The following is a 24,898-nucleotide window of genomic DNA, read 5'->3' on the forward strand; positions in this document are numbered from 1 at the left end:
AGATAAATAAAGAGTTTAATGTGAAAAGTACCTGTATTTTTACTCATTTTTGGATATAATAAAAGAAATGAATGGAGAGGAGTGGTCTATATGAAAAAAGCAGAACGCCAACGTTTGATTAAACAATTAATTATGCAACAAGAAATTGAAACACAAGATGAATTAATCACTCGTTTGGAAGAACTTGGCGTCCGAGCCACTCAAGCGACTGTTTCAAGAGATATCCGTGAAATGAGTATTGTTAAAACACATGGTGCAGATGGTCGTGTCAAATATGCAATTTTTTCTCAAGCACAAGGCACAAGCAGTGAAGAGAAATTACGAGAATCAGTAAAAGATTCAGTTGTTCGAATGGAGCGAGTACAATTTATTGTCATCTTGCATACAGAGATGGGGAATGCCGATGTGGTGAGTAACTTTTTAGATGAAGTAGCTTATCCAGAAGTGGCTGGTACAGTGGCTGGTGCGGATACGATTATTGTGATTACACGTTCAGAAGAGGATGCGGAACACTTTATCGAACGCATCGAAAATATGATTTTTTAAAATTGAAAGCATCAATAGAAGGGAGTTTTTTTCTTGGTAGAATTGAAAGCGCTACAAAATGGTTCGGATATTCGGGGAATTGCTTTGGATACGGAAGAGCAAACTGCAACATTAACCGTAACAGCAGTAGCCAAGATTGCGGTGGGCGTGGTTCGTTGGTTACAGGACAAAAAACAGCTGCCACGAAAGGCACAACAGCGCCTGACAATTGCAATCGGACATGATAGTCGTCTAACGGCGGAGCCGATTAAGCAAGCATTAGTAGATACGTTTCTTTCATTAGGTATTCAGGTGATTGACGTTGGTTTAGCTACGACGCCTGCTATGTTTATGGCTACTCAATTTCCAACGCTTCAATGTGATGCAGCGATTATGATTACAGCTAGCCATTTGCCTTATTACTTTAATGGTTTGAAGTTCTTCACAGCAGAAGGTGGAGCAGAGAAAGAAGATATTCGGTATATTTTATCTCATACTGATCCGCTGACGGCCAATGAAAATGGCACACTGATGAAGCAAGAGTTACTGCCAATTTATGCGGAGCATTTGGTGGCAAAAATTCGCCAAGGAATTCATTCGCCAGAAGAGAAACCTTTACAGGGCTTTCGAATTATCGTTGATGCGGGTAATGGGGCTGGGGGCTTCTTTGCAGAGCAGGTTCTTCAAGTTTTGGGCGCTGATACGACGGGATCACAGTTTTTAGAACCAGATGGGCATTTTCCTAATCATGTACCTAATCCAGATAATTCTGAAGCAATGAAAAGTATTCAAACAGCTGTTTTAGCTAATCAAGCAGATTTGGGCATTATTTTTGATACAGATGTAGATCGTTCGGCCGTGGTGGACCAATCAGGTGAGGTACTAAACCGAAATAATTTAATTGCTGTTTTAGCGGCAATCGTTTTAAAAGAAGCGCCTGGTAGTTATATTGTGACAAATTCGCCAACCTCAAGTCATTTAAAAACATTTATTGAAGAAAAAGGCGGCCAACAGATTCGTTATATTTCTGGTTACCGAAATGTCATTAATAAAATGATTGAATTGAATCATGGGGGCTTTCAGACACCGTTAGCCATTGAAACCAGTGGTCATGCAGCGTTTCAAGAAAACTACAATCTGGATGATGGTGCATATGTCGTGGCAAAAATTTTAATGTTGTTACCAGAATTGAAACAAAACAATCAAACGTTAGGTGATCTGATTGCTACATTGAAGCAACCGGCAGAAACCAACGAATTTCGCTTCAAAATTACTGCGGAGGATGTGACTTGTTATGGGCAACAAGTCTTGCGAGACTTTGAATTGTTTGTAGAAAATCAAGCAGACTTTGCTGTGGACCGTGAAAACCAAGAAGGTGTTCGGGGAAACGTGTCTGGTCAATATGGCAGTGGGTGGTTTTTGCTACGCTTAAGTCTGCATGAACCGTTGCTTGTTCTTCAGGTAGAGAATGACCAAAGCGATAAAAATGCGTGTGTCATCGAAAAAATTGCCACTTTTTTACAAAAATACGAGGAAATAGATAGTCAGCAAATAGAAAATAATTTAGGAAATTAAAGGTGTTCTTATGGAAAATGTCTTAAAAGGAAAACACATTGGCTTTTCTCATTTTAGAGAAGAATATATCGAACATATTGCAAAACAGCAATGGGATAATGAATTGCTTCGGCATTTGAGCTGGGATGCTTTACATCCGTGGGGGCTTGAAGAATGGAAAGATTTCACGATTAATAAAGGAGAAGATGATCGATTTCTATTTGCTATTTTAGAAAATACGACAGAGAAATTTATTGGTTGGGTCTCGTTGTCTGATGTACAGTTGAAAAATAGAGGGGCCAATTTAGGGATTGCTATTTTACAAAAAGAGCAACGTGGTCAAGGATATGGCTTTGAGGCGGTGTCTTTAATTTGTAAATTTGCTTTTTATGAATTGGGCTTGCACAAAATCAGATTAGCTGTCAATAGTAACAATCAAAAAGCGATTCATGTTTATGAAAAAGTAGGCTTCAAAAAAGAAGGAATTGATAGAGAAGCGTTATTTCAAGATGGCCAATGGCTGGATATCTACAATTACGGAATTTTACAAAAAGAGTGGCTACAAATGATTAAGGCTGAGAGTTAGCTCAGGAACTGTTTAACACCAAGACACTGAGCAAACGCAGATATGCCGTTCTCAGCAGTGAATGTGCGGTAAAATAAAAAAACAGAAGAAATCGGCGGTTACCGTCCGATTTCTTCTGTTTTTTTACCATAGGCCAGGCGCTGCAGTCACAACGATTTGTTTTTTTGTAAACGGATGGAGTAAATGAAGTTGTGAAGCATGGAGCATTAAACGAGCTGCCTGCGATTTTGGGTTGTATAACGGATCACCAATAATTGGATGCCCTTCGCTAGCTAAATGGACCCGAATTTGGTGCGTCCGACCTGTTTCTAAAACACAGGTAACTGCGGTTTGATTGTTAGAAAGAGCTTGGACCACTTGGACATGTGTAATCGCTGAATCCCCTTTTTGAGGATCAATCCGTCGTTTCCGGCGATCATGTCGATCACGACCAATCGGCTGATTGATTGTCTGTTCTTTTTGGTTAAAGTGACCAGCTACAATCGCTTGATATTGACGGTAAATTTGTTTTGTTTCTAATAAACGCCCTAAAATAGGTAAGACAAAAGGATTTTTAGCAAAGACAATCGCACCACTGGTTTCTTTATCTAATCGATGAACGACATAAGGGACCTGATTTTTCTCAGCTAAATAGGCAGCAACATGATTTAACAAGGTGTCTGTTTCCTGTGGCTGATTTGGATGGGTTTTAATGCCATAAGGTTTATTTACAATCATTAAATGTTCGTCTTCATATAAAACCTTCACACGCGTTGCTTCCCCCAAATGAATAGTGGGACGCACATAATCGGTTTCTTCAAACGTTAAGGTGACACAATCGCCAGCTTGGACTGGAAAATGAAAAGCAGCTGTTTCTCCGTTGATTTTGACATTTTTTCGCGTGCGTAAAAAATGGCGCACTTTTCGAGGGACTAGCCACTCATTTTCTAATAGTTCTTTTACAGTCATTGTTGAAAAATTTTCAGGTAATCTCATTGAATATTCCACCAAATCCCACCTTTCACTGATTCGCTATTTAGTGTAACAAAGCTACTCAAAAGGTCAAGTCAGAACGGAAAAAAAGCTGAAATTTGTTAGAAAGGCAGTTCCTTGAGAGATTCTTAAACAAATTTACATAAAAAACGAAGAAAAGCATGATAGAATAGAGGCTAAATAAAGACTCGTTTCTAAACGTAAGCAATTATTTACCTCTAGCGAAGGCCACATTTCCTTTGCTACAGCGAAAAGATCATTGAAATTGTTTTTCAAGAATTTTTCATGCTTTAGACCTAGGTCGTACCCACAAGAATATGGTAGACTTAGCCAAGAAACGTAAATAGAGGGAGTACTATGGACAATCTTAAACAATTTTTTAGTAAAGTCGGTGTCGGATTACGTCATTTTTGGACGTGGATAAAGCCTTATTTAATACAATTCCATCAAGCCAGAAAGCGGATTTGGAAAAAGTATCAAATCAATAAAATTTTCTTGTTAATTGGTTTGGTAGTCGCTTTAGGTGCCAGTATTTATTTATTTTACTTAGCCAAGTCCGCAAACGTTGAGACCCTAAAATCGGGGCTAAGTGAATCAACACGTGTTTATGATGAATCAGGAGAGGAAGTCGGAAAATTATTCGGGCAAAAAGGGACTTTTGTGGAACTGGATAATATTTCTCCTTATATTCAAGATGCGGTTATTTCAACTGAAGATCGCGGGTTTTATCAACATAAAGGGTATTCCATCAAAGGGATTGCCCGTGCGGTTGTTGGAAAATTGACCTTTGGGAAAATCGGTGGCGGTGGTGGCGGAAGTACAATTACGCAGCAATTAGCCAAAAATGCTTACTTAACGCAAGAGCAAACGTTAGATAGGAAAGCCAGAGAATTATTCTTAGCGATTGAAATCGAAAAGAAATATTCGAAAAAAGATATCTTGGCAATGTATTTAAATAATTCTTATTTTGGTAATGGTGTCTGGGGCGTGCAAGATGCAGCTCGTAAATACTTTGGCGTGGATGCGTCCCAAGTTACAGTGGGGGAAGCCGCAACGCTAGCGGGCATGTTAAAAGGGCCAGGAATCTATAACCCAATTGATTACATTGACAATGCCACAGCGCGACGGAATACCGTTTTACAACTTATGGTCGACAATAAAAAACTGTCTCAAGAAGAAGCCAATCAAGAAGCGAGTGTTAACTTAGCGAGTCTATTAAATGACACCTATGTTGGCGACGAAAATAGTTACAAATATCCATATTATTTTGATGCGGTAATTGATGAAGCGGTCAATCGTTATAAATTTAAAGAAGAAGATATTTTAAATAAAGGCTACAAGATTTACACTTCTTTAAATCAGGGGTATCAAGATGCGATGGATGCAACTTATAAAAATGATGCACTATTTCCACCCAATGCAGAAGATGGTGCCATGGTTCAAAGTGGCTCTGTAGCCATTGATCCGAAAACCGGCGGCGTGCAAGCACTGGTGGGCGGTCGAGGAGAACACGTTTATCGAGGCTTTAACTTTGCAACGCAAACAAAACGTTCACCAGGCTCGTCCTTAAAACCAATTTCTGTCTATACACCAGCTTTAGAGGCTGGCTATAAACCAGACTCTGTTTTAGAAGATAAACCACAAGATTATTATCCAGCGCAAAACTATAGCCGAACGTACAGTGGAGAAGTTCCTATGTACCAAGCCTTAGGAGAAAGCTTAAATTTACCAGCGGTGTGGTTATTACATCAAATTGGTTTAGATAAAGGCTATGAAAAAACAGAGAAATTTGGCATTCCGTTATCAGAAAAAGATCGGTACTATGGTTTAGCCCTTGGAGGATTACAAACGGGTGTTTCGCCACTAACTATGGCGGGAGCTTATAGTGCCTTTGCCAATGAAGGCTATAAAACTGAAACGCATTTAATTACAAAAATCGTCGACTCAACTGGCGCAATTGTAGTTGATAATACTAAAGTCAAGAAAGAACAAGTCATTACCAAAGATGTTGCAGACGGGATTACAAGTATGTTACTAGGGGTCTTTAGTTCTGGGAGCGGGGTCAACGCACAACCAGCAGGCTACGTAATGGCTGGTAAAACAGGTACGACAGAAACCAACTTCGATAGTAGTAAAACGAACGATCAGTGGGTGATTGGTTATACACCAGAAGTTGTCATTGCTACTTGGCTAGGCTTCCAAGAAACCAGTAAAACCCATTATCTGGAAGGTAGTAGCGCCACATATGCTTCTCAGGTGTTCAACAGTCAAGCCAGTGGCATCTTGCCACAAGTCAAACAAGCACAATTTCCTGTCGCGGATGCTTATGCCACAGGTGGGAAAGTTGTTGATAGCAACGATAGTTTAACTGGTGGTGCCAATTCTAATTGGCGGGATAACTTAAAAGACTTTGGAAATTCTGTTCAAGACGGCGCTAGCAATTTCGGAGATACATTGAATGAAGTTGGGGGACAAATTAAAGACGGCGCGAAAAAAGTCAAAGACAAGATTGAAGGAATTTTCGGAGGCTTATTAGGAAATTAGTTGGGAAAACCTAAGAGAAATGGTACAATAAAGATGAAACTATTGAGAAAAGAGGGATTCCATTGAGTAACATTTATGATACAGCCAATCAGATTGAACGTGAACTACGTGAGTTAGACGAATTTAAAGCATTACAAGCAGCGTATGAAGAAGTAAAAGCAGACGAAGCAGCTTACACATTGTTTAAAGAATTCCAAGGATTCCAACAAGGACTTCAAGAAAAACAAATGCGCGGCGAAGAATTCACGGATGAAGATGCTGAAAAAGCACAAAGCATTGCAACGAAAGTGCAAGAAACAGCAGTTATCAACGAATTAATGCAAAAAGAACAAGCGTTTAGCTTAGTTGTCAATGATTTAAACCGAATTATCATGACTCCTGTGCGTGATATGTATAACGATTAATTTACGTAATTGAACTCTGACAAGTTGTCTATAAGACAATTTGTCAGAGTTTTTCTTTTACTGAAAATAAAAAAACGAACAAATTTTCGTATGTTTTTACTGACCAAGCTGGCAGAAAATGATATGATAAAGGGAGGAGAAAAGGAGGGGAAACGATGAAACTATTGCATACAGCTGATTTACACATGGATCGGTCTTTTGAAGGGTTAACTGGGATCCCGACAGCCTTAGCGAAGCGCTTAAGAGAAGCTAATCAACAATTGTTAATGAATATCGTAACAGTTGCCATTCGAGAAGCGGTGGACTTGGTTATTTTTGCAGGAGATACGTTTCATCAAAGTCAGACCTCTATTTCAATGCAAGCCCAATTGATGGCTGCATTAGAACAGTTGAAACAAGCAGAAATCCCTGTGATTCTAACATTTGGGAATCATGATTACTATAAAAAAGACCGCTATTGGTTTTCTTTTCCAGACAATGTTTTTTTATTTGAAAAAGAAATGGTTGAGACACTGTATTTTGAAACGAAAGCGGGCGAACAAGTGGCTGTTTCAGGGTTTAGTTATGAGCATCCCTGGATTGATGAAAATAAAGCACTAGAATTTCCTATCAAACAAGCAGAATCTGATATTCATATTGGGATTTATCATGGAGACACCAGTCGGAAAGCGCAACAAAATTATGCTCCGTTTACATGGAAGGATTTAAAAGCCACTGGCTATAATTATTGGGCATTGGGCCACATTCATCAGCCGCAAATTGTTAGTGAACAACCGCTAATTGTTTATCCTGGAACACCTCAAGGACACACGAAAAAAGAACAGTCTTTACAAGGGGTTGCAGTGGTCACACTTTCCCAAAATCAAGCGACTGTTCAATTTGAAAAAGTCGCAGAAATAGATTGGACGAATGAAGAAGTATCTCTTGCGCAATGTCGTGACACCCAAAGCGTTTTGTCTTATCTTGAAACCAGTTTGCTGACGAAGTGGCATGCGCATCAGCAACAGCAATTGATGGCGTTGACACTGAAAGAAACGCAACATTTGGATGTGACCGTGGTGCAAGCCATTGTCAATGGTGAACTATTAAGCTACTTACAGCAGCAGCTTTTACAAAAAACGCAAGGTGATTTTTTTGTTTATCGCCTAATATTGCAAGCAGAGGAACCAACGAAAGAACCGATCTATTTATCCGCTAGTCCCAACTTATTAACGGCATTAGAAAAAACATACTTAGATCCAGTTATTTTTGAAGATACCACCAAGGAATTGTTACGTTATCCAGAATTTGCTGGAATTTTTTCAATGGATGAGCAGTGGCGATTAGAGAGCTTGCGCCTAGCACATGAGCAAATTAATGAAGACTTTACTATTCAGGAGGACCCACTATGAAATTACTTGCAGTAGAGATTGTGGGCTTTGGAAAATGGCAACAACAGAAAATTACATTTGAATCTGGTAATCAATTGCTGTACGGCGCAAATGAAGTTGGCAAGTCCACATTGTATCAATTCATTCAAGCAATGCTGTTTGGTTTTCCCACAAAGGGCAAAAGAAAACGCGATTACGTACCTAAAAATGGTGGTTCGTATGGTGGTCGTTTGTGGTTGGCACATCCTGTGTTTGGGGAAGTTCAAGTCGAGCGTTTTAAAGAAAAAAATAAAGGGCAAGCAATCATTTATTATCAACAACAAATGGGGGATGAAAAAACCTTACAGCAAATGTTACATCCGCTAACGAAAAAGTTATTTCAAGAGATTTTTACTTTCCAACAAGAACAATTAATTACGAGTGACAAGTTGACAGAAGAGGAACTGCAAACATCCTTGTTAGCCATTGGTGTTTCTGGTAGTCAACAACTTTTGACTTACCGAAATGCGTACTTTAAAGAAGCACAAAAAATCTTTAAAGGCAAAGGGCAGCAGCCATTACTCAATCAGAAGTTGGCGGCTTATCAAGAACTAAAAGAGCAAATTCAAGAGAAAGAAGCGCAGCAACAAACTTTTCAACAATTAGAAGAAACGATTCGCGAAACAGAACAACAGCGAGTGACACTGCAACAGCAATTAAAAGAAACGCAACAGGACTTGTTACAGGTTGCGGAACAGCAACGTCACTTTCCCTTGTACGAAGAATGGCAGTCGCTACCTGAAGAAACAGAGAACGTTGTTTTAGTAAAAGAAGACCAAGTTCAATTAGAAGAAACCTTTCAAGAATATATGTACCTAGACAAAGAACGACAACGTTTGACCAAAGAGTTATCTCTTCAGTCAGAAGCGCTCGATGTTCCAGAAGGGTATGCTTTTTACCTAGAACAAGAAGCATTGATTCAACAATTGTTGAATCAACGCTATGATATGCAACAATTGATGACGGAATCGGAATGGATGACCCAAACCTTTGAGCAAAATCGTCAAGAAATGGTCCTTTTAGAGAACGAATGGTCATGGTCGCCTGAACGACCACCACAGCTTTTTTATGACAACGAAACCGTTCAAAAGTGGCGCCAACAACAAGTTGCGTATACGCAAGCTCTTCAAAAAGGACAAGAACAGAAAGCATTCTTGGCTTCTCAAATTGAAAATCTGGAAGACCAGTTAACGGATTTTGAAAAAGCGCATGCCGCATTTTTTGGTGAAGCGACGCGTGCCCAAAAAGCGCAGAAAACAAGTCAACCACTTTGGTTATTGCTAGGAAGTATCCTTGCATTACTCGGTTTCTTTTTGCCAAGCCCTTTAAAATGGGGCCTAGTTCTCGTGGGAGTTAGTTTTATCGCGAAAGAAGTGCTTAGCTACGCCACTAGAAAAGAAGCTTCCTCTGATGAAGTGAAAGAAGAATGGCAGACGAAACTTTCGCAACTAGATTATTTAAATGAACAGTTCCAACAAGCGCTGAATCAAGAACGTGAGGCACAACTGCAAGTGGAACAACTTGAACAAGCAGTAGCGGAGCAAGCCCAAGTCCATCAATTAGGAAAAATGCAACAAATTGATACTTTAATGAATCAGCGGGAATTGATTACGCGCTATTTATTGCTTGTTCAAACAAATGAAGAACTCATGAGTCAATTGAAGGAAAATCAACAAAAACGCCAAGTATTTGAAGAACAAATCTTCCCATTGATGACGCATTTACCCTTGCAAGGAAAGAGCCTTTCCGAAAAGTTACACTTTTTAGAAGGGTTTGCTGAAGAAATGGAGAAAGTTCGCTTTGCTCAGGAGTATCAAGCAGATGGCTATCTCAAACAGCAGTTACGAGAGTTGAAAACTAAACAGCAAGAAGCGTTAACACGAATTCAGCCTTTACTAATTCGTTATCGGATTCTATCAATCGCTGATGTTCCAAGTAGGATTCAACAGCTGACCACTCAGCAAGCCCAAGTTGGTCGTGGACAAGAATTAGCGACACAATTAGGCAATCTGTTTCCAGAAGCAGTAACAGAAGCAACGTTAAAAGCCCGTTCTCTACAACTGGCGCAGCAACAAGCACTGGAAGAAAGCAAGTTAGATAAAATACAAGAACAGTATCAAGCGCTGATTTATGAAAAACAACAATTAATGACGGATGGTACCTTAGATGAGTTGTATCAACGACAAGCAATTTTAAAAGCGGAAATCAAAGAACTAGCTCAACGTTGGTCTGGGTATCAACTGGCGGGGCAACTGTTAATGGACCTATTAACAGAGCTTTCGGAACAACAATTGCCCAGCTTATTACAGTATGCATCAAGCTACTTTGCACTTTTAACAAATCAGCGTTATCAATCAATCCAAGTAGCCGAAGGTCAACTAGTTGCGGTGACGAAAGAACAAGAAATGTTTTATTTACATGAATTATCAACTGGCACTAAAGATCAATTGATGATGGCTGTTCGTTTTGCCTTTTTAGCAGTCCAAGGCGAGCAACTGATTTGTCCAATTATCATTGATGATGGCTGGTTACATTATGATCATCAAAGAAAAGCCCAATTAGCTGAATTATTTACTAAGTTTGGTCAAAAACAGCAAGTCATTTGTTTTTCTTCTGACCAAGAAATGGTAAGCTATTATCAGGACTTAAAACAAAGAGTAATTGCGTTAGAAGGAGGAAGCGTCAAGTGAAAAAATTACGTGAATTAACAGTAGAAGAACTTTTTGAATCATTTGTTCTAATTAAAAATGCCGATGTACGTGTAGCTAAAAATGGGAAAAAGTTTATTGCCTTTACCTTTCAAGACACATCTGGCACGATTGACGGAAAATATTGGGACGCCTCTGAGGATGAAATTACACGATTTACTGCGGGGAACGTTGTTTTACTGAATGGGAAACGAGAAGTTTATCAAAATAAACCCCAAGTAAAAATTTTACACATGCGTTTAGCGACAGCAGAGGAACCAAGCCAGCCAAGTTTATATATGGAACGAGCGCCTTTGAAAAAAGAAGAGATGGTCGAGGAAATCAATCAAGTAATTTTTGAAATTACCAATGCTCATTGGAATCGTATTGTGCGCTATCTCATGACGAAATACCAACAAGAATTTTATGAATTTCCTGCAGCCAAACGGAACCATCATGCTTTTGCGAATGGCTTAGCTTACCACACTGTCTCAATGTTACGCCTAGGCAAAGCAATTGCTAAGGAATATCCTGAAATTAACACGTCACTATTATACGCGGGGATTATTTTACATGACTTAGGAAAAGTTTTAGAATTATCTGGTGCTATTACGACAGAATATACGGTGGCAGGGAACTTAATTGGTCATTTAGTTTTGGTGGATGAGGAAATTACCAAGGCGTGTTTGGCTTTGAAAATTGATGATCGAGAAGAAGACGTTGTCGTTCTTCGGCACATGGTCTTAGCCCACCATGGATTGTTGGAATATGGCTCACCTGTGCGACCAAGAATTATGGAAGCGGAAATCTTACATCAAATTGATACCATGGATGCGTCCATTCAAATGATGCTAGGGGCAATTCGTCAAACACAGCCTGGGGAGTATACGGAACGAATCTTTGGTTTAGATAACCGCAGTTTCTATGTTCCAAAAGATAAATAAAAAAAGGGAGTGGTCAATCGACCACTCTCTTTTTTATGCTTATTTAGAAGAAGATTCTGTTGTTTTGCTTGAAGAATCTGTTGCTTTTTCAGAGTCGCTTGTTTTGGTATCGCTTGTTTTAGAATCACTTGATTTTGATTCTTTTTTCTCTGAAGAAGCGCTTGAAGATTCAGTTTGCATGTAGCCTGCTAAAGCATTCTTGAAGGCATCATCTTTAATTTTCACATTGGCCGCTTTTAATTCGTCACTAATAACTTTTGCTTGGAATGTTTGATCGGCTAATTTTGTATCTTCAGCAATTTTCTTGATCTCTTTTTCATAAGGTTTCATGTCATTGCCTTTTGCTTTGTTTTTCGTCATTTTCACTACATAGTAAGTTGTTTGGTACGTTTGTGCGTTTGTTGCAGCAATTGGTTCTGATACTTCGCCGTCTTTTAGTTTGAAGGCAGCTTCTTTAACTTCGGCAGGAACAGTTGTTGATTGTGAATCAAATTTAATTTTACCGCCGTCTTTTTTCGTTGCAGCATCGGTTGATTTGTCTTTGGCAATTTTTGCGAAATCGCCGCCGTCAGTGATTTCTTTCTTGACAGCTTTGGCATCATCTTCTGAAGCAACTTGGATAATTTGTGCTTCTACTTCTGGATGGAAGCTTGCCCAAGCTGTTTTTAAGTCTTCATCTGTAATTTTCAAATGATCTTTCAAACCTACTTGCATTGCTTCGGCTTGTTTTAATTGTTTCTTGAATGATTTTTCAGTTAAACCAGCTTGTGTTAGTGCATCAGAGAATTTTCCGCCTTGCGCTTCCACTTGTTTTTTAGCGTCATCAAATTTCTTTTGAATGGCTTTGTCAGTTACTTTGTCGCCATATTTTTCTTCAAAGACTTTATAAATAACCATTTGGCTAAACGCTTGTTGGCTAGTGCTTTGTTCTTTAATTTGGTTATAAAAATCATCAACAGTAATTGTTGAACCTTTCATTGTTGCGATATCTTTTGAACCGCTTGAACACGCTGCTAAACTAAAAACGGCCATTGCGCCCGCTGCAGCTAAGATTAGTTTTTTCTTCATTCTCTTATGCACTCCTGTTTTTTTTAGTTTTATTTCTGTTATAACTATACCATACCTCATTTTGAAAAAGAAAGAGTCTCAGGCATAGTTTCAAACAAAATTCGTATTTACGTCACACTTTTTATTTTTTTAATAACAAAAGAAATAATTAACATCAAAGACTTTACTTTTGCTTGTTGGTTTGTGTGTCAGGTAATTCAGCTGTAATTTTGGCAATTTGTTCTTTAATTTGAGCAATCCGAGGTTCCGCTTGGAATTTGAAATCAGTGATTTCTTGTTGCAGGTCTTTTGAAAATTCAGTTGCCAGTGGAACGTTTTCTTCGACAACTCCCAAGTTTCGTTGCACCTGATCCCAGTCATTCGTGACTTGATTTTTCAGTGAACGATAGTCCTCTAGCTCATTGATTAAATGCTGACGTGTTTCTTTCCCGCTTCTTGGAGCAGCCAACAAACCGCCAATGGTACCGGCAGCTGCGCCAAAAAAGAGGCCTTTAATAAATTTTTTCATTTAGTTCACCTGCTTTGCAATGGTCTCAGCAATTTCTTGCATCGCTTCGGCGGAATAGTCCTCTTGATGGTTGCCAAAATGAATAGAGAAATCATCTTCTTTTGAATAACGGGGAATCAAATGAACGTGGGAATGGAAAACGGATTGATAAGCCACTTCCTTATTGTTATTTAAAATGTTTAATCCTTCCATTTCTGGAAAAGCTTTTTCTAATGCTCGTGCTACTTTAGGAATACGAGCAAAGACGTCACTTGCTAAAAGGTCATTATATTCAAAAATATCAGCAACGTGTTGTTTTGGAATCATTAAGGTATGTCCTTTGGTCACTTGTGTGATGTCTAAAAACGCGTAGACTTTCTCGTCTTCATAGACTTTATAACTTGGGATTTCGCCGTTGATAATTTTACAAAAAATACAATCATTCATGAAAAATTCCTCTTTTCTCTAGGTTCTTTCCTTTACTTTACCACAAGTTGATTTCTCTGTGGATGAAAAAGTACGTGAGTTCGCTAAAAAGTTCGTTTCATTTCGTGTATAATAAGAGAAAGAAAAAAATCCATTTAATTAAGGGAGTAATTTTTGAATTCTTGGTTCGCTTAGGGTTTAATAATGGTAGAGAGAAAAGGTTGGAGGCAAAAGAAATGAGCTTAACAATTGAACATTTAACAGGAGGTTACGGCCATATTCCTGTCTTAAAAGATATTAATTTTGATGTCAAGTCTGGTGAAATGGTTGGTTTAATCGGCTTGAATGGTGCGGGGAAAAGTACCACCATCAAAAATATTATTGGGTTACTTACGCCGCAAAAAGGCAAAATTATGATTGACGGGGAAACATTGCAACAAGCCCCTGAAGAATATCGTAAAAAAATCGGGTATATTCCGGAAACACCTTCTTTATATGAAGAATTAACATTGAAAGAGCATATCGAAGTAACGGCCTTGGCTTATGATATTCCATTAGAAGAAGCGTTCAAACGAGCAGAACCATTACTAAAAACGTTCCGCTTAGACAATAAATTGGAATGGTTTCCTGCTAATTTTTCAAAAGGCATGAAACAAAAAGTCATGGTACTTTGTGCATTCTTAATTGAACCGAGTTTATATATTATTGATGAACCTTTTCTAGGCTTAGATCCTTTAGCAATTCATGCTTTATTAGAATTAATGGATACGATGCGTAAGCAAGGGGCAGCGATTTTAATGTCCACGCATATTTTAGCAACAGCTGAAAAATATTGTGATCGCTTTGTGGTGCTACACGAAGGGAAGTTACGGGCAAACGGTACAATGGCTGAATTACGTGCAGAATTTAATTTACCAGAGTCTTCTTTAGATGATATTTATCTTGCCTTGACGAAGGAAGAAAAGGTGGGGTAACATGGGCGAATTTTTTAGTCAACGTTTGTCACGGCATTTCAAAAAAATGTCCAAGTACTTGCGCTATATTTTAAATGATCATTTTGTTTTAGTCTGTATGTTTTTATTAGGCGGATTAGGTCTGTACTATTCCCAGTTGTTAAAAGAATTACCTCGTGATTTTGTTTGGGGCAGACCGTTAATTCTGTTGGGCTGGCTGCTACTCATTCAAGTTGGTAAGTTGGCTACTTTGACAGAAGAGCCAGACAAGGTTTTTTTATTACCAAAAGAAAAACAATTCGCTGCTTATCTGAAACGGGCGCTGCGCTACTCTTTACTTTTACCGATTGTGGTCAGCTTTCTAGGAAGTGGCCTATTGATGCCGTTGATTGTAGTTACAACGGGTTGGTCGTTTCAAACCTTCTTTTTATTTTTGGTCATGCTAGTTTGTATGATTTATACACATCTTAGTTTACAAAGCTATGGGCTCTATCATCTTTCGTCAACCACTTACCGTAGTTGGTGGTTCGTTTGGTTGATCAGTAGTCTCTTGATTATGACGGGAGCCATTTACTGGACGCCTTGGGTTGGTGTGATTGGTGGCATCATCCTGGCCGTTTGTTTATCGAGTATTTGGCAAAATAAGATGAAACAGAGTTTCTTGGATTGGGAAAAAATGATCCAAAAAGAACAAAACAGAATGCATAGAATTTATAAATTCATTCAGCTGTTTACAGATATTCCTGAAGTGAGTAGTACAGTGAAACGCCGTAAATACTTAGATCCTCTCCTCGGAGTAGTCAAAAAAACATCTGAGAACACGTATGCTTACTTATTCATTCGGAGCTTTTTACGAGGTAGCGAATATAGCGGCTTATTGTTTCGTTTGATTTTGGTTGGTGGCGTGCTACTCTTCTTTTTACAAGAATTCTGGATTGCGTTGGTAGTTGCTTTATTGTTTGTCTATTTAATCGGGTTCCAGTTGATTCCCATGTACACGCAATTTGATTATATGGTGATGACACAGCTATATCCAATTTCAATAGAAAAAAAACAAGCAGCGATTCGCCGGTTAATTGGTGGCGCATTATCTGTTGCGGCCATTATTTTTGGTGGGATTGTCTGCCTTCGTTTAGGCAGTTTGCAAAATAGCTTGCTCATTCTGGGTGCCTTAATTGTAGAAGTTGTGATTTTCACTAAAATGTATGTTCCAATGCGCTTGAATAAGTTATAAAGATGAGAAAACCCAGCAAAATTTACAAAAGAACCACATAGAAGCTTGACGAAGCAAGGTTTGGCGACTAAAATGGTAATTGCTGTAAAAATTGCAATAAAATTGTGTTGAGATAGGAGATAATTTCCATGGAATTTCAGTTGGATAAAGACTGGCGTCTGCAGCCGATAAAGGGCGCAACTGGTCAAACATACATGGGAATAAAAGAAACAGAGAAAGTGTTCATTAAACGAAACACTTCTCCACTTCTTGCAGCATTGTCTAAAGAAGGGTTAGCCCCGAAGATGATTTGGACAAAGCGGACAGCGAATGGCGACGTACTAACAGCCCAAGAATGGCTGGAAGGACGTTTATTACATGCGGACGAAATTGGCAAACGCAATGACGTGATTGACGTGTTATACCAATTGCATCATTCCAATTTGCTGAAAGACATGTTGAAAAAAATTGGTGGCGAAGTTTGTACCCCGCTAACAATGTTGAAAGAGTATAAGCGTCAACTACCTAAAGAATTAAAACGAAACAGTTATTTAAAAGAAGTAATCACTTATTTATACAATCATTTACCAGAATATCCAGAAACTAGCTATGTGGCTGTCCACGGCGATGTGAATCATCGGAATTGGTTAGTCTCGAATAATTATCTCTATTTAGTAGATTGGGATTCTGTGATGGTCGCGGACCCAGCGGTAGATTTAGGAATGATTTTGAGTCATTATGTGCCTCGTTCCGGTTGGAATCAATGGTTACTATCTTATGGTTTAATCCCGAATGAAAGTACGGTTCAACGAATTTATTGGTATGGTTTATTTAGCTTTTTACAAGAGATTGTTCGTCATCATCAAGAAGGCGAAAGAAGAGCAATGACTGCAGAAATTTTACAATTAAAACGAATGTTTAGTAGTTAAACTAATTCATTTAACATCCACACAGGCTGGCGAATTTCACCAGTCTGTTTTTAAAAGAAAGGAATTTTAAATATGCGTGTAAGAAATAGACCCGGAGCAGCAGAATATATGGCAAAATATCCACAATATGTGGTAGAAGGTCCTGAAAAATGGCAAGGGAAATGGCAAGAACGTTTTGGCAATAATCATCCCATCCACATTGAAATTGGTTCAGGTAAAGGTCGTTTTATTTATGAAATGGCTAAAGCACATCCTGAAATTAATTATATTGGTATCGATATGCAATTAAGTATTTTATCGATTGCATTAGATAAGCTAGTGGCCGAGCCGTTACCTAATCTACAGTTATTGCGAGTAGACGGCGAAGCATTAACAGAATATTTTGCTGAAAATGAAGTAGATTTAATCTATTTAAATTTTTCAGATCCTTGGCCAAAGAAAAAACATGAAAAACGTCGTTTAACGTATAAAAACTTTTTAGCGACAGATGAAATTATTTTAAAACCAAATGGAGAAATTCATTTTAAAACGGATAATCAAGGGCTCTTCGAATACTCATTAAGTAGCTTTTCTAAATATGGCATGATTATTGAACGTGTGTGGCTAGATTTGCATAATAGCGAGTTTGAAGGCAACATTATGACAGAATACGAAGAAAAATTTTCTAGTCGTGGTCAACGAATTTATCGAGTAGAAGCACGTTTTGTTGCAAAATAAAAACAAGCATTCCTTTATTTTAAGTGAAGGAATGCTTGTTTTTTATTATTTAAGAAAGCCTAAGTTGTCGTTCTTAAAGCATAGGCGTCCAATAAAATTCTTGCCAGAATGGATAGTGGTAACCGTGAACGCACTTCATAATCGGGGAAAAAGGAGCCTTCTGATTTGAAGCCTACGAACGGAATTTCAATATATTTCATTAAACTAGAGTGTTTGCTTGCAGTTAAAAGGATAGTCCCAATTTCTGAGTCGTAACAGTTTTTACCAGCGACAACTAATTCTTGGGTTTCTCCGTTTAAAGAAACAAAAAGAGCCACATCTTTTTTTGATAACTTTTTACTAATATTTTTAATAATTTCTGGGTCCGTATGCAGTTCACAGTATTTGCCAGCCAATTGAAACTTAACCATCATTTCCTGAGCAATTAATTCTGAAAAACCTCTAGCAAAGATAATAATCCGTCGAGAAGCTTTGATTTTTTGGATCGCATCTTCGATATTACCAATTTCAATCATGTTAATCGTGCGAGTTACTTCTTCTTCATTCTTTAAAATGGCCGTCCGAATTCCTCGGTCTACTTTTTCTAATGCTGAAAAATTTATATTTTGGTTTTCTTTATCTTTCAAATGATGCTTGAAGGATGTGAAACCTTCATAGCCTTTCTTTTTCATGGTTCTTACAATCGTCGCAGTTGATACGTTGGCTCGTTCGCTTAATTTTACAATGGAATAATCAGGGATTTCTAAAATATGTGTTTCGATAAAATGCCAGAGATATTGCTCTGACTCACTCAATTTTTGTTCCATAATGGCTAGCCCTTCTTTCTTTCACTAAAAAAACATTTATAAGCCTATTTTTAATGAAAAAAAATAAAAAAGCTAGAGAAATTATGAAATTGTAAATGTTTTCTATATTTTTGCGAAAGAATGAAAACCTTTACATGGTATTTTGAGACATAATAAAGAGGAGAAAGGAGGAACTACAGTGACTATTTATACATGTACATTAAATTTAGCCATTGATTTATTTATCGAAACAGAAGAGCTAGTTCCTTTTGTCGTGAATCGCACGAAGGAAGATGATATTCAAGCAAACGGGAAAGGAGTCAATGTTTCCCTAATTTTAAAGATGTTAGGGATTGATAATACCGCTTTGGGAGTCAAAGCTGGTTTCACTGGGAACTATGTCGAGGATTATTTAAAAGAAAAAGAGATAACCACTGATTTTATCGAAGTCGCTGGCACAACGAGAATCAATGTGTTTACAAAAGTTACCCAAGATCAAAAGGAATACAAATTAGTCAATAAAGGACCAAAATTATCTGAAGAACATGTACAACGTTTTTTGAAAAAAATTTCAGAGTTACGTAAAGGGGATTATTTGTGCGTATCAGGAAGTTTACCACAAGGGGTTTCGCCAAGTATTTTGATTGAAATTAGCCGAATTTGTTTTGAAAAGCAGGTGTTCTTAATTTTAGACAGTAGTTATGAAGAAATTTTAGATTGTTTGCCTTATCAACCATTTTTATTGAAACCAAATGAAGAAGAACTTCAAGAGTGGTTTCATACAGAAGTGCAGACTAAGGACGATTACATTTTTTACGGACAAGAATTACTGAAGCGGGGAGCCAAAAATATTTTACTTTCTTTAGGTAGTGAAGGGGCTTTATTTATGAATAATGAAAAGGTTCTTTCAGGTAATTCACCAACTGGAATGGTTGTGAATACAGCTTGTTCAGGGGATGCAATGTTAGGTACCTTTTTAGCTGGCTGGCATCAAGGACTTTCATTGGAAAAAAATTTAAAAAGAAGTATTGCAGCAGGTAGTTCAACAGCATTTCGCAAAGGATTGACAGATTTTTCAGATGTTCAGGAGTTAGAGCAACAAATAAAGATTCAAGAGGAGGAATAAACAGATGGCTACGTATCAATTAATAGCTGCTACAGGTTGTCCGACGGGAATAGCGCACACGTATATGGCACAGGAGGCATTGGAACAAGCTGCGAAACGTAAAGGTATTACGATTAAGGTTGAAACACATGGTCAGATTGGTATAGAAAACGAGTTAACACCTGCAGAAATCCAAGGAGCGGAGGCAGTCATTATTGCCGCCGACAAAGACGTTCAAGCAGAACGTTTTGCTGGGAAACGAATCATTGATGTCCCTGTCAGTGTGGGGATTAAAGAAGCAGATCGCTTAATTGAAGAAGCACTCGCAGGCAAAGGATCGATTGCGGCCGAAAACCAAGCAGTGGATGAACTTGAACAGGAAACACAGATTTCTTCAGGAAATGTTGGACATAGTATTTATAAAAACTTAATGAATGGCGTCTCTCACATGTTGCCGTTTGTAGTAGCAGGCGGCGTTTTAATTGCTCTTTCTTTTGCTATTTGGGGCATTTATTCATTTGATCCAGAAAGTAGTCAGTATAATGCTACCGCTGCTATGTTAAAAAGTATTGGTGATGCCTCAATGGGCATGATGGTGCCAATCTTATCTGCGTATATCGCAGAGGGGATTGCCAAACGACCTGGTTTGGTTGTGGGCTTTGTCGGTGGTTTGATTGCTAACACTGGTGGCACTGGCTTTTTAGGAGGGATATTATCTGGTTTTCTTGCTGGGTATTTCATTCTTTTATTACAAAGAGTATTTAAAGGTTTGCCTAAATCATTAGATGGTTTAAAAGCAATTTTCCTTTATCCAGTCATTGGCGTTGCAGTTATTGGTATCACTATGTCTTTACTAGCAGATCCGATGAAAGCTGTTAACGAAGGAATGATGAGCTTTTTAGCTAGTTTCCAAAACTCCAGTCCGTTGGTTTTAGGAATAATTGTGGGTTGTATGTGTGCCTTTGATATGGGAGGTCCAGTTAATAAAGCGGCCTATGTTACTGGGACGGCACTCTTAGCTCAAGGAAATACTTCTTTTATGGCAGGAGTTTCTGCTGCCTGCATAGCGCCACCTTTAATTACAGGCTTTGCTACATTATTCTTTGGAAAATACTTTGACACAAATGAACGCAATGCGGGGCTAGTGAACTTTATTTTAGGCTCCACACATATTACAGAAGGCGCTATTCCGTTTGCGGCAAAAGACCCCTTGAAGGTTTTACCAATTATGATGCTCGGATCTTCAATTGCGGCAGTCCTAACGTATATGTTTGGGGTACAAGTGCCAGCACCTCATGGAGGATTTCTTGTTTTACCAGTTGTTACTCACGCTGTTCAATGGGTTCTGGCAATTTTAGCTGGTTCATTGGTAGGCGGTTTATTGCTAGGTTTTGTACAAAAAAGTAGAATCGCCAAACAAGAGCAATCGTTATCAAAAAAATGAAATAACAGGAATTAGGAGTGGATGGAATGGCTTTTATTAAAGAAAATCATATTTTTTTAAATCAACAGTTACAAACGCAAGAGGATGTTTTTCACTTTTTAGCAAAAAAATCAACAGAATTGGAAGTTGCTCAGGACGCACAGGAAGTTTTCGATAAACTGAACGAGCGAGAACAAGAAGGAACAACGGGGATGATGAATGGATTTGCGATACCTCATGCAAAAGCAGCAACGATTCAACAAGCGGCCATTATCATCGTTACCTTGGACCAAGGTGTTGAGTGGCAGAGCCTTGACAACCAATTAACGGAGTTTGTGATTGCGCTGTTTATTCCAGATGCCGAAGCTGGCACGACACATTTGAAATTACTCTCTTCCGTTGCGCGCCTCCTATTAAGAGAAGAAGTTACTTCTGGACTGAAACAAGCAAGTTCGCCAGCTGAAATTGCTACGTTACTAAATAATCAATTAGGAGAGGGAACAGAATGAAAAAAATTAGTGAACAAAAACGTAAACATTTAGAAAATCTGGTAGATGATCAAGGGATTATTGGCGCACTAGCCATTGATCAACGTGGGGCCTTAAAACGCATGATGGGAAAATACAAAGAGGTGACTGCGCAAGAAATCAGTGACTTTAAAGTATTAGTATCTCGTTGCTTAACACCAGAGACTTCAGCAATTTTGTTGGATCCAGAATATGGCCTAGCTGCTGCTGAAAATCGAGCACAGACTTCAGGTTTGTTACTTGCGTATGAAAAAACGGGCTACGATGCTTCGACACCAGGACGGTTACCCGATAGTCTTGATGTTTGGTCGGTTAAGCGTTTAAAAGAAGCGGGCGCAGACGCGTGTAAATTTTTACTTTATTACGATGTTGACGAAAGTGAAGCAATCAATGAACGAAAGAAAGCTTATATAGAACGGATTGGTTCAGAGTGTTTAGCCGAAGAAATTCCATTCTTTTTAGAAATTGTCTCTTATGATGCAAACAATTCGGATAGTGCTTCAAAAGAATACGCTAAAGTAAAACCGCACAAAGTAATTGAAGCGATGAAAGAATTTTCAAAGGATCGCTATAATGTTGATGTTTTAAAAGTAGAAGTCCCTGTGAACATGAATTTTGTAGAAGGTTTTGGCACTGAAAGTCTTTATAGCCAAGATGAAGCGCAGGCCTTTTTCAACATGCAAAGTGAAGCAACACAACTTCCATTTATTTTCTTGAGTGCAGGGGTTAGTGCTACGATGTTTCAGGAAACATTGAAATTTGCAAAAAAAGCAGGTTCCTCGTTTAATGGAGTCTTATGTGGTCGCGCAACTTGGGCAGACGGCGTGCTTCCATTTGTTCAACAAGGTTCTGAAGCAGCCGTTGCGTGGCTTGAAACAACTGGTAAAACAAATGTTGAAGAATTGAATCAGGTTTTAAGAGAGAGCGCAGTATCAGTCTTTGAAAAAATACAGTAATTAAGCTGAAAATATATACTGAATTTAAACTATTTGGTCATCTGAATTAAATTTTTTCAGAAATCGTCTTCTTTAAGTGAACTCAATGTACGCAAACTCAAAAGATATGATATAATTATTTTGATATCGATGTATGAACACCCAAAAAGTAACAGTGCTTTACTTTATTTGGGGAAAGTTGGGGTATTATGGGAATTCCTAAAGAAGGCGAGTTTGTAACCATTCAGAGTTATAAACATGACGGACATTTACATCGAACGTGGCGTGATACGATGGTACTAAAAACGAGCGAGTATTCTTTAATTGGTGTGAACGATCACACGTTAGTAACGGAATCCGACGGACGTCGGTGGGTGACTCGTGAACCAGCCATTGTTTATTTTCACAAGAAATATTGGTTCAATATAATAGCAATGATTAGAGAAAAGGGGGTTTCGTATTACTGCAATCTGGCTTCGCCATATGTTTTAGATGACGAAGCGTTGAAGTATATTGATTATGATTTAGATATCAAGGTTTTTCCAGATGGTGAAAAACGTTTACTAGACGTTGATGAATATGAATTTCATAGCAAACTAATGGATTATCCAGAAGATATTGACTTCATTTTAAAAGAAAATGTCAAGACTTTAGTGGATTGGATTAATAACGAAAAAGGCCCCTTCTCGCCCGAGTATGTAGATATCTGGTATCAACGTTATCAACAGCTATCAAAAAAATAGCCGATGTAAACAGCCCACAAAAGGAGCTTGGAGCATTAGCCAAAATGGCTAATGCTCCAAGCTCTAAATTTTCCGATTTAATTGGTGTTATAGTTCTTTATTCATTTCGTAGTGTTCAATGCCAGCATCCATAAAAGGTGCTCCTGTTTTTTGATAACCTAAACGTTCATAGAAGCCTACAGCGGTGACTTGTGCTCCTAGAGTAATCTTGTGGTAGCCTTGTTCTTTGGCAAAATTTTCCGCCGCTTCCATAATCACTCGTCCATAGTCGGCGCCACGGTAAGCTTTTTCAACGGCCATTCGTTGTAATTTCATAACGCCATTTTCTAGTGGAAGCAAGCGACAAGTTGCGACAGCTACATGGTTCGTGTACAAAACAAAGTGAATACAATGTGCTTCATATTCATCGATTTCCATCTCTTCTGGTACCCCTTGTTCCGCTACGAATACGCGTTGACGAAGCCGGACAGCATCTAAATAAAGATCACTCATGGTATCTTTTGTTTGAGCTACATGCATAGAAAAACCCCCAAGTTCAGAATCTGTTTCTATTTTATTATACCACGAAAAAGTTCTAGCAATGAAGTATTCTCAATGACTGAGGGGGGAAGGTGTGATAAAATAAAACAGCAACAATTGAATAAAAATAAAGGAGGAGCCGCTGTGATTAATCGATTTAAAGAATCGAAATTATTTTTCTGGTCAGTTGAATTACTTGTCGTGGCCATGCTATTATTTATTGCTTCGAAAATTAATTTCTTATTTGCACCGATTGGGACATTCTTTTCAACGTTGTTTGCCCCAGTCTTAGTAGCAGGCTTTTTGTATTATTTACTAAATCCTGTGGTCAATCTACTAATGAAGACGAAAATGAAACGAATTTATGCCGTCTTACTGGTATTTTTATTACTAATCATCGCATTAGTTCTGATCTTATTAACAATTATCCCTAAGTTGGCAGATCAGCTAGCTAGTTTAGCATCAAGTATGCCTGATTTCTTTAAACAAGTGGAGACCTGGATTTATGAGATTGCGGAGTTACCTATTTTTAAACAAATTGATTTAACAAGCTATATTGAAAAAATGGATATTTCTTATGCAAATATTATCCAACAATTTTTAAGTAGTTTATCAAGTAGCTTAGGTTCAATCGTATCAACGGTGGCGTCAACCACCATTGTTTTGGTCACTGCGCCATTTATTTTATTTTATATGTTAAAAGATGGAGACAAGCTAGTACCAGCGATTCAACGTTTTTTACCTGAAAAAAGAAAAGATGATATTGTGGATCTTTTAGGACAATTGAACCAAACCTTATCCAGTTATATTAGTGGACAAGCGATTGAATGTTTATTTGTCGGTACATTTACGATTATTGGGTATTCATTGCTTGGCGTTCGTTATGCCTTTTTATTTGGTGTCATTGCCGGCTTTACGAATTTGATTCCCTATCTAGGCCCTTATCTAGGATTAGCGCCCGCTGTCTTAGTGACCATCTTTAATGAACCCGTCAAAGCAGCCTTATGTTGTTTAGTGGTGCTAGTGGTTCAACAATTGGACGGAAATATTATTTATCCAAACGTTATCGGAAAATCTCTAAAAATCCATCCGTTAACGATTATTTTAATTTTATTGGTGGCAGGAAATTTAGCAGGTTTGCTAGGTATTTTCCTTGGCGTTCCATTTTACGCAATCTGCCGGACCATTATCTACTATGTTATTGATATGGTCAAAGCGGGTCGTAGTGAAAAAGTTACCAATGCCGTTCTTTTAGGGAATGAAACAAATACGAAAGAAAATAACGGTTAATGATTGAATCCGCTAATCTTTCGTGCTATGATTTTATGGATTAGGATAGAAAATAACCTGTCATAATACTGATTGTGTCTGTTTCTAAGCCTAACCATAAAAAGAGGAAGAACGTTAAAAGAGTACGAAAGTACAGCCTCGGAATTATCAACA

At 38.2% G+C, this 24,898-nt stretch carries 24 protein-coding genes; 18 read left to right on the forward strand and 6 right to left on the reverse strand.

Going from position 1 to position 24,898, the window contains the following annotated elements; genetic code table 11:
- Positions 1-90: 90 nt before the first annotated feature.
- The 3 genes from argR to IGL90_RS02165 are packed head-to-tail and all read left to right on the forward strand — an operon-like array spanning position 91 to position 2,665.
- A complete protein-coding gene (gene argR, locus IGL90_RS02155; RefSeq protein ID WP_002355509.1) occupies positions 91-546 on the forward strand; it encodes an arginine repressor in 456 nt (151 codons plus the stop codon).
- 33 nt (positions 547-579) lie between these two features.
- Positions 580-2,100: a phosphoglucomutase gene (locus IGL90_RS02160; protein WP_048737382.1), complete on the forward strand. Its 1,521-nt coding sequence runs from the start codon at positions 580-582 to the stop codon at positions 2,098-2,100.
- 10 nt (positions 2,101-2,110) lie between these two features.
- On the forward strand, positions 2,111-2,665 hold the full coding sequence (locus tag IGL90_RS02165; protein WP_002361240.1) for a GNAT family N-acetyltransferase: 555 nt from the start codon (positions 2,111-2,113) through the stop codon (positions 2,663-2,665).
- A gap of 123 nt (positions 2,666-2,788) precedes the next feature.
- Here the strand turns inward: IGL90_RS02165 and IGL90_RS02170 are convergent, their stop codons facing one another.
- Positions 2,789-3,652, reverse strand: coding sequence for an RluA family pseudouridine synthase (locus IGL90_RS02170; RefSeq protein ID WP_002364824.1), 864 nt, complete (start codon positions 3,650-3,652; stop codon positions 2,789-2,791).
- A 342-nt stretch (positions 3,653-3,994) separates the two neighbouring features.
- On the opposite strand from IGL90_RS02170, the gene IGL90_RS02175 reads away from it, so the two are divergent.
- The 5 genes from IGL90_RS02175 (at position 3,995) to IGL90_RS02195 (ending at position 11,625) form a co-directional block, all read left to right on the forward strand.
- Positions 3,995-6,181, forward strand: a complete 2,187-nt coding sequence (locus tag IGL90_RS02175; RefSeq protein WP_002378020.1) for a PBP1A family penicillin-binding protein — start codon at positions 3,995-3,997, stop codon at positions 6,179-6,181.
- Positions 6,182-6,243: 62 nt separating this feature from the next.
- The gene (locus tag IGL90_RS02180; RefSeq protein WP_002355518.1) at positions 6,244-6,585 is read left to right on the forward strand and encodes a YlbF family regulator; all 342 of its coding nucleotides are present in this window, start codon (positions 6,244-6,246) and stop codon (positions 6,583-6,585) included.
- Between the two features lie 155 nt (positions 6,586-6,740).
- Complete coding sequence (locus tag IGL90_RS02185; RefSeq protein WP_002364822.1) at positions 6,741-7,976, forward strand: DNA repair exonuclease; 1,236 nt, start codon at positions 6,741-6,743, stop codon at positions 7,974-7,976.
- Positions 7,973-10,684 carry an ATP-binding protein gene (locus IGL90_RS02190; RefSeq protein ID WP_010777410.1) on the forward strand — a complete coding sequence of 904 codons (2,712 nt, stop codon included), beginning with the start codon at positions 7,973-7,975 and terminating at the stop codon, positions 10,682-10,684. The genes IGL90_RS02185 and IGL90_RS02190 overlap by 4 nt, the downstream gene beginning before the upstream one ends.
- Positions 10,681-11,625, forward strand: a complete 945-nt coding sequence (locus tag IGL90_RS02195; RefSeq protein ID WP_002355522.1) for a 3'-5' exoribonuclease YhaM family protein — start codon at positions 10,681-10,683, stop codon at positions 11,623-11,625. The genes IGL90_RS02190 and IGL90_RS02195 overlap by 4 nt, the downstream gene beginning before the upstream one ends.
- A 39-nt stretch (positions 11,626-11,664) precedes the next feature.
- Here IGL90_RS02195 and IGL90_RS02200 read toward each other — a convergent pair whose 3' ends face one another.
- The 3 genes from IGL90_RS02200 to IGL90_RS02210 form a co-directional block, all read right to left on the reverse strand.
- On the reverse strand, positions 11,665-12,693 hold the full coding sequence (locus IGL90_RS02200; protein WP_010716801.1) for a peptidylprolyl isomerase: 1,029 nt from the start codon (positions 12,691-12,693) through the stop codon (positions 11,665-11,667).
- 163 nt (positions 12,694-12,856) lie between these two features.
- Entirely contained in the window at positions 12,857-13,201 is a 345-nt protein-coding gene (locus IGL90_RS02205; protein ID WP_002398135.1) for a YtxH domain-containing protein, read from the reverse strand.
- Entirely contained in the window at positions 13,202-13,627 is a 426-nt protein-coding gene (locus IGL90_RS02210; protein WP_002398134.1) for an HIT family protein, read from the reverse strand.
- Positions 13,628-13,842: 215 nt separating this feature from the next.
- On the opposite strand from IGL90_RS02210, the gene IGL90_RS02215 reads away from it, so the two are divergent.
- From IGL90_RS02215 to trmB, 4 genes are all read left to right on the forward strand, one after another.
- The gene (locus IGL90_RS02215) at positions 13,843-14,580 is read left to right on the forward strand and encodes an ABC transporter ATP-binding protein (protein ID WP_002363160.1); all 738 of its coding nucleotides are present in this window, start codon (positions 13,843-13,845) and stop codon (positions 14,578-14,580) included.
- Position 14,581: 1 nt separating this feature from the next.
- Complete coding sequence (locus IGL90_RS02220; RefSeq protein ID WP_065420465.1) at positions 14,582-15,793, forward strand: ABC transporter permease; 1,212 nt, start codon at positions 14,582-14,584, stop codon at positions 15,791-15,793.
- 128 nt (positions 15,794-15,921) lie between these two features.
- Positions 15,922-16,701 carry a phosphotransferase family protein gene (locus IGL90_RS02225; RefSeq protein ID WP_002355531.1) on the forward strand — a complete coding sequence of 260 codons (780 nt, stop codon included), beginning with the start codon at positions 15,922-15,924 and terminating at the stop codon, positions 16,699-16,701.
- A 72-nt stretch (positions 16,702-16,773) separates the two neighbouring features.
- On the forward strand, positions 16,774-17,418 hold the full coding sequence (gene trmB / locus IGL90_RS02230) for a tRNA (guanosine(46)-N7)-methyltransferase TrmB (RefSeq protein WP_002355532.1): 645 nt from the start codon (positions 16,774-16,776) through the stop codon (positions 17,416-17,418).
- A 59-nt stretch (positions 17,419-17,477) separates the two neighbouring features.
- Here the strand turns inward: trmB and IGL90_RS02235 are convergent, their stop codons facing one another.
- A complete protein-coding gene (locus IGL90_RS02235; protein WP_002363162.1) occupies positions 17,478-18,224 on the reverse strand; it encodes a MurR/RpiR family transcriptional regulator in 747 nt (248 codons plus the stop codon).
- Positions 18,225-18,402: 178 nt separating this feature from the next.
- Between IGL90_RS02235 and pfkB the strand changes: the two genes are divergently transcribed.
- The 5 genes from pfkB to bph all read left to right on the forward strand — a co-directional run bounded on the left by pfkB (position 18,403) and on the right by bph (position 22,936).
- Positions 18,403-19,329, forward strand: a complete 927-nt coding sequence (gene pfkB / locus IGL90_RS02240; RefSeq protein WP_002355534.1) for a 1-phosphofructokinase — start codon at positions 18,403-18,405, stop codon at positions 19,327-19,329.
- Positions 19,330-19,333: 4 nt separating this feature from the next.
- A complete protein-coding gene (locus IGL90_RS02245; protein ID WP_002355535.1) occupies positions 19,334-20,752 on the forward strand; it encodes a PTS fructose transporter subunit IIC in 1,419 nt (472 codons plus the stop codon).
- A 26-nt stretch (positions 20,753-20,778) separates the two neighbouring features.
- Entirely contained in the window at positions 20,779-21,240 is a 462-nt protein-coding gene (locus IGL90_RS02250; protein ID WP_002358680.1) for a fructose PTS transporter subunit IIA, read from the forward strand.
- On the forward strand, positions 21,237-22,214 hold the full coding sequence (gene lacD / locus IGL90_RS02255) for a tagatose-bisphosphate aldolase (RefSeq protein WP_002364816.1): 978 nt from the start codon (positions 21,237-21,239) through the stop codon (positions 22,212-22,214). Before IGL90_RS02250 ends, lacD begins: the two co-directional genes overlap by 4 nt.
- Before the next feature lie 188 nt (positions 22,215-22,402).
- Positions 22,403-22,936: a biofilm phosphatase Bph gene (bph, locus tag IGL90_RS02260; protein WP_002355538.1), complete on the forward strand. Its 534-nt coding sequence runs from the start codon at positions 22,403-22,405 to the stop codon at positions 22,934-22,936.
- An 87-nt stretch (positions 22,937-23,023) separates the two neighbouring features.
- On the opposite strand, the gene IGL90_RS02265 is transcribed toward bph, so the two are convergent.
- Positions 23,024-23,455 (reverse strand): GNAT family N-acetyltransferase, encoded by a 432-nt coding sequence (locus tag IGL90_RS02265; protein ID WP_002355539.1) that lies wholly within the window; start codon positions 23,453-23,455, stop codon positions 23,024-23,026.
- Between the two features lie 75 nt (positions 23,456-23,530).
- Between IGL90_RS02265 and IGL90_RS02270 the strand changes: the two genes are divergently transcribed.
- A complete protein-coding gene (locus tag IGL90_RS02270; RefSeq protein WP_002384914.1) occupies positions 23,531-24,745 on the forward strand; it encodes an AI-2E family transporter in 1,215 nt (404 codons plus the stop codon).
- The last annotated feature ends 153 nt before the right edge of the window (positions 24,746-24,898 follow it).

The organism is Enterococcus sp. DIV1307a (assembly GCF_050537425.1).
Classification (GTDB): domain Bacteria; phylum Bacillota; class Bacilli; order Lactobacillales; family Enterococcaceae; genus Enterococcus; species Enterococcus faecalis.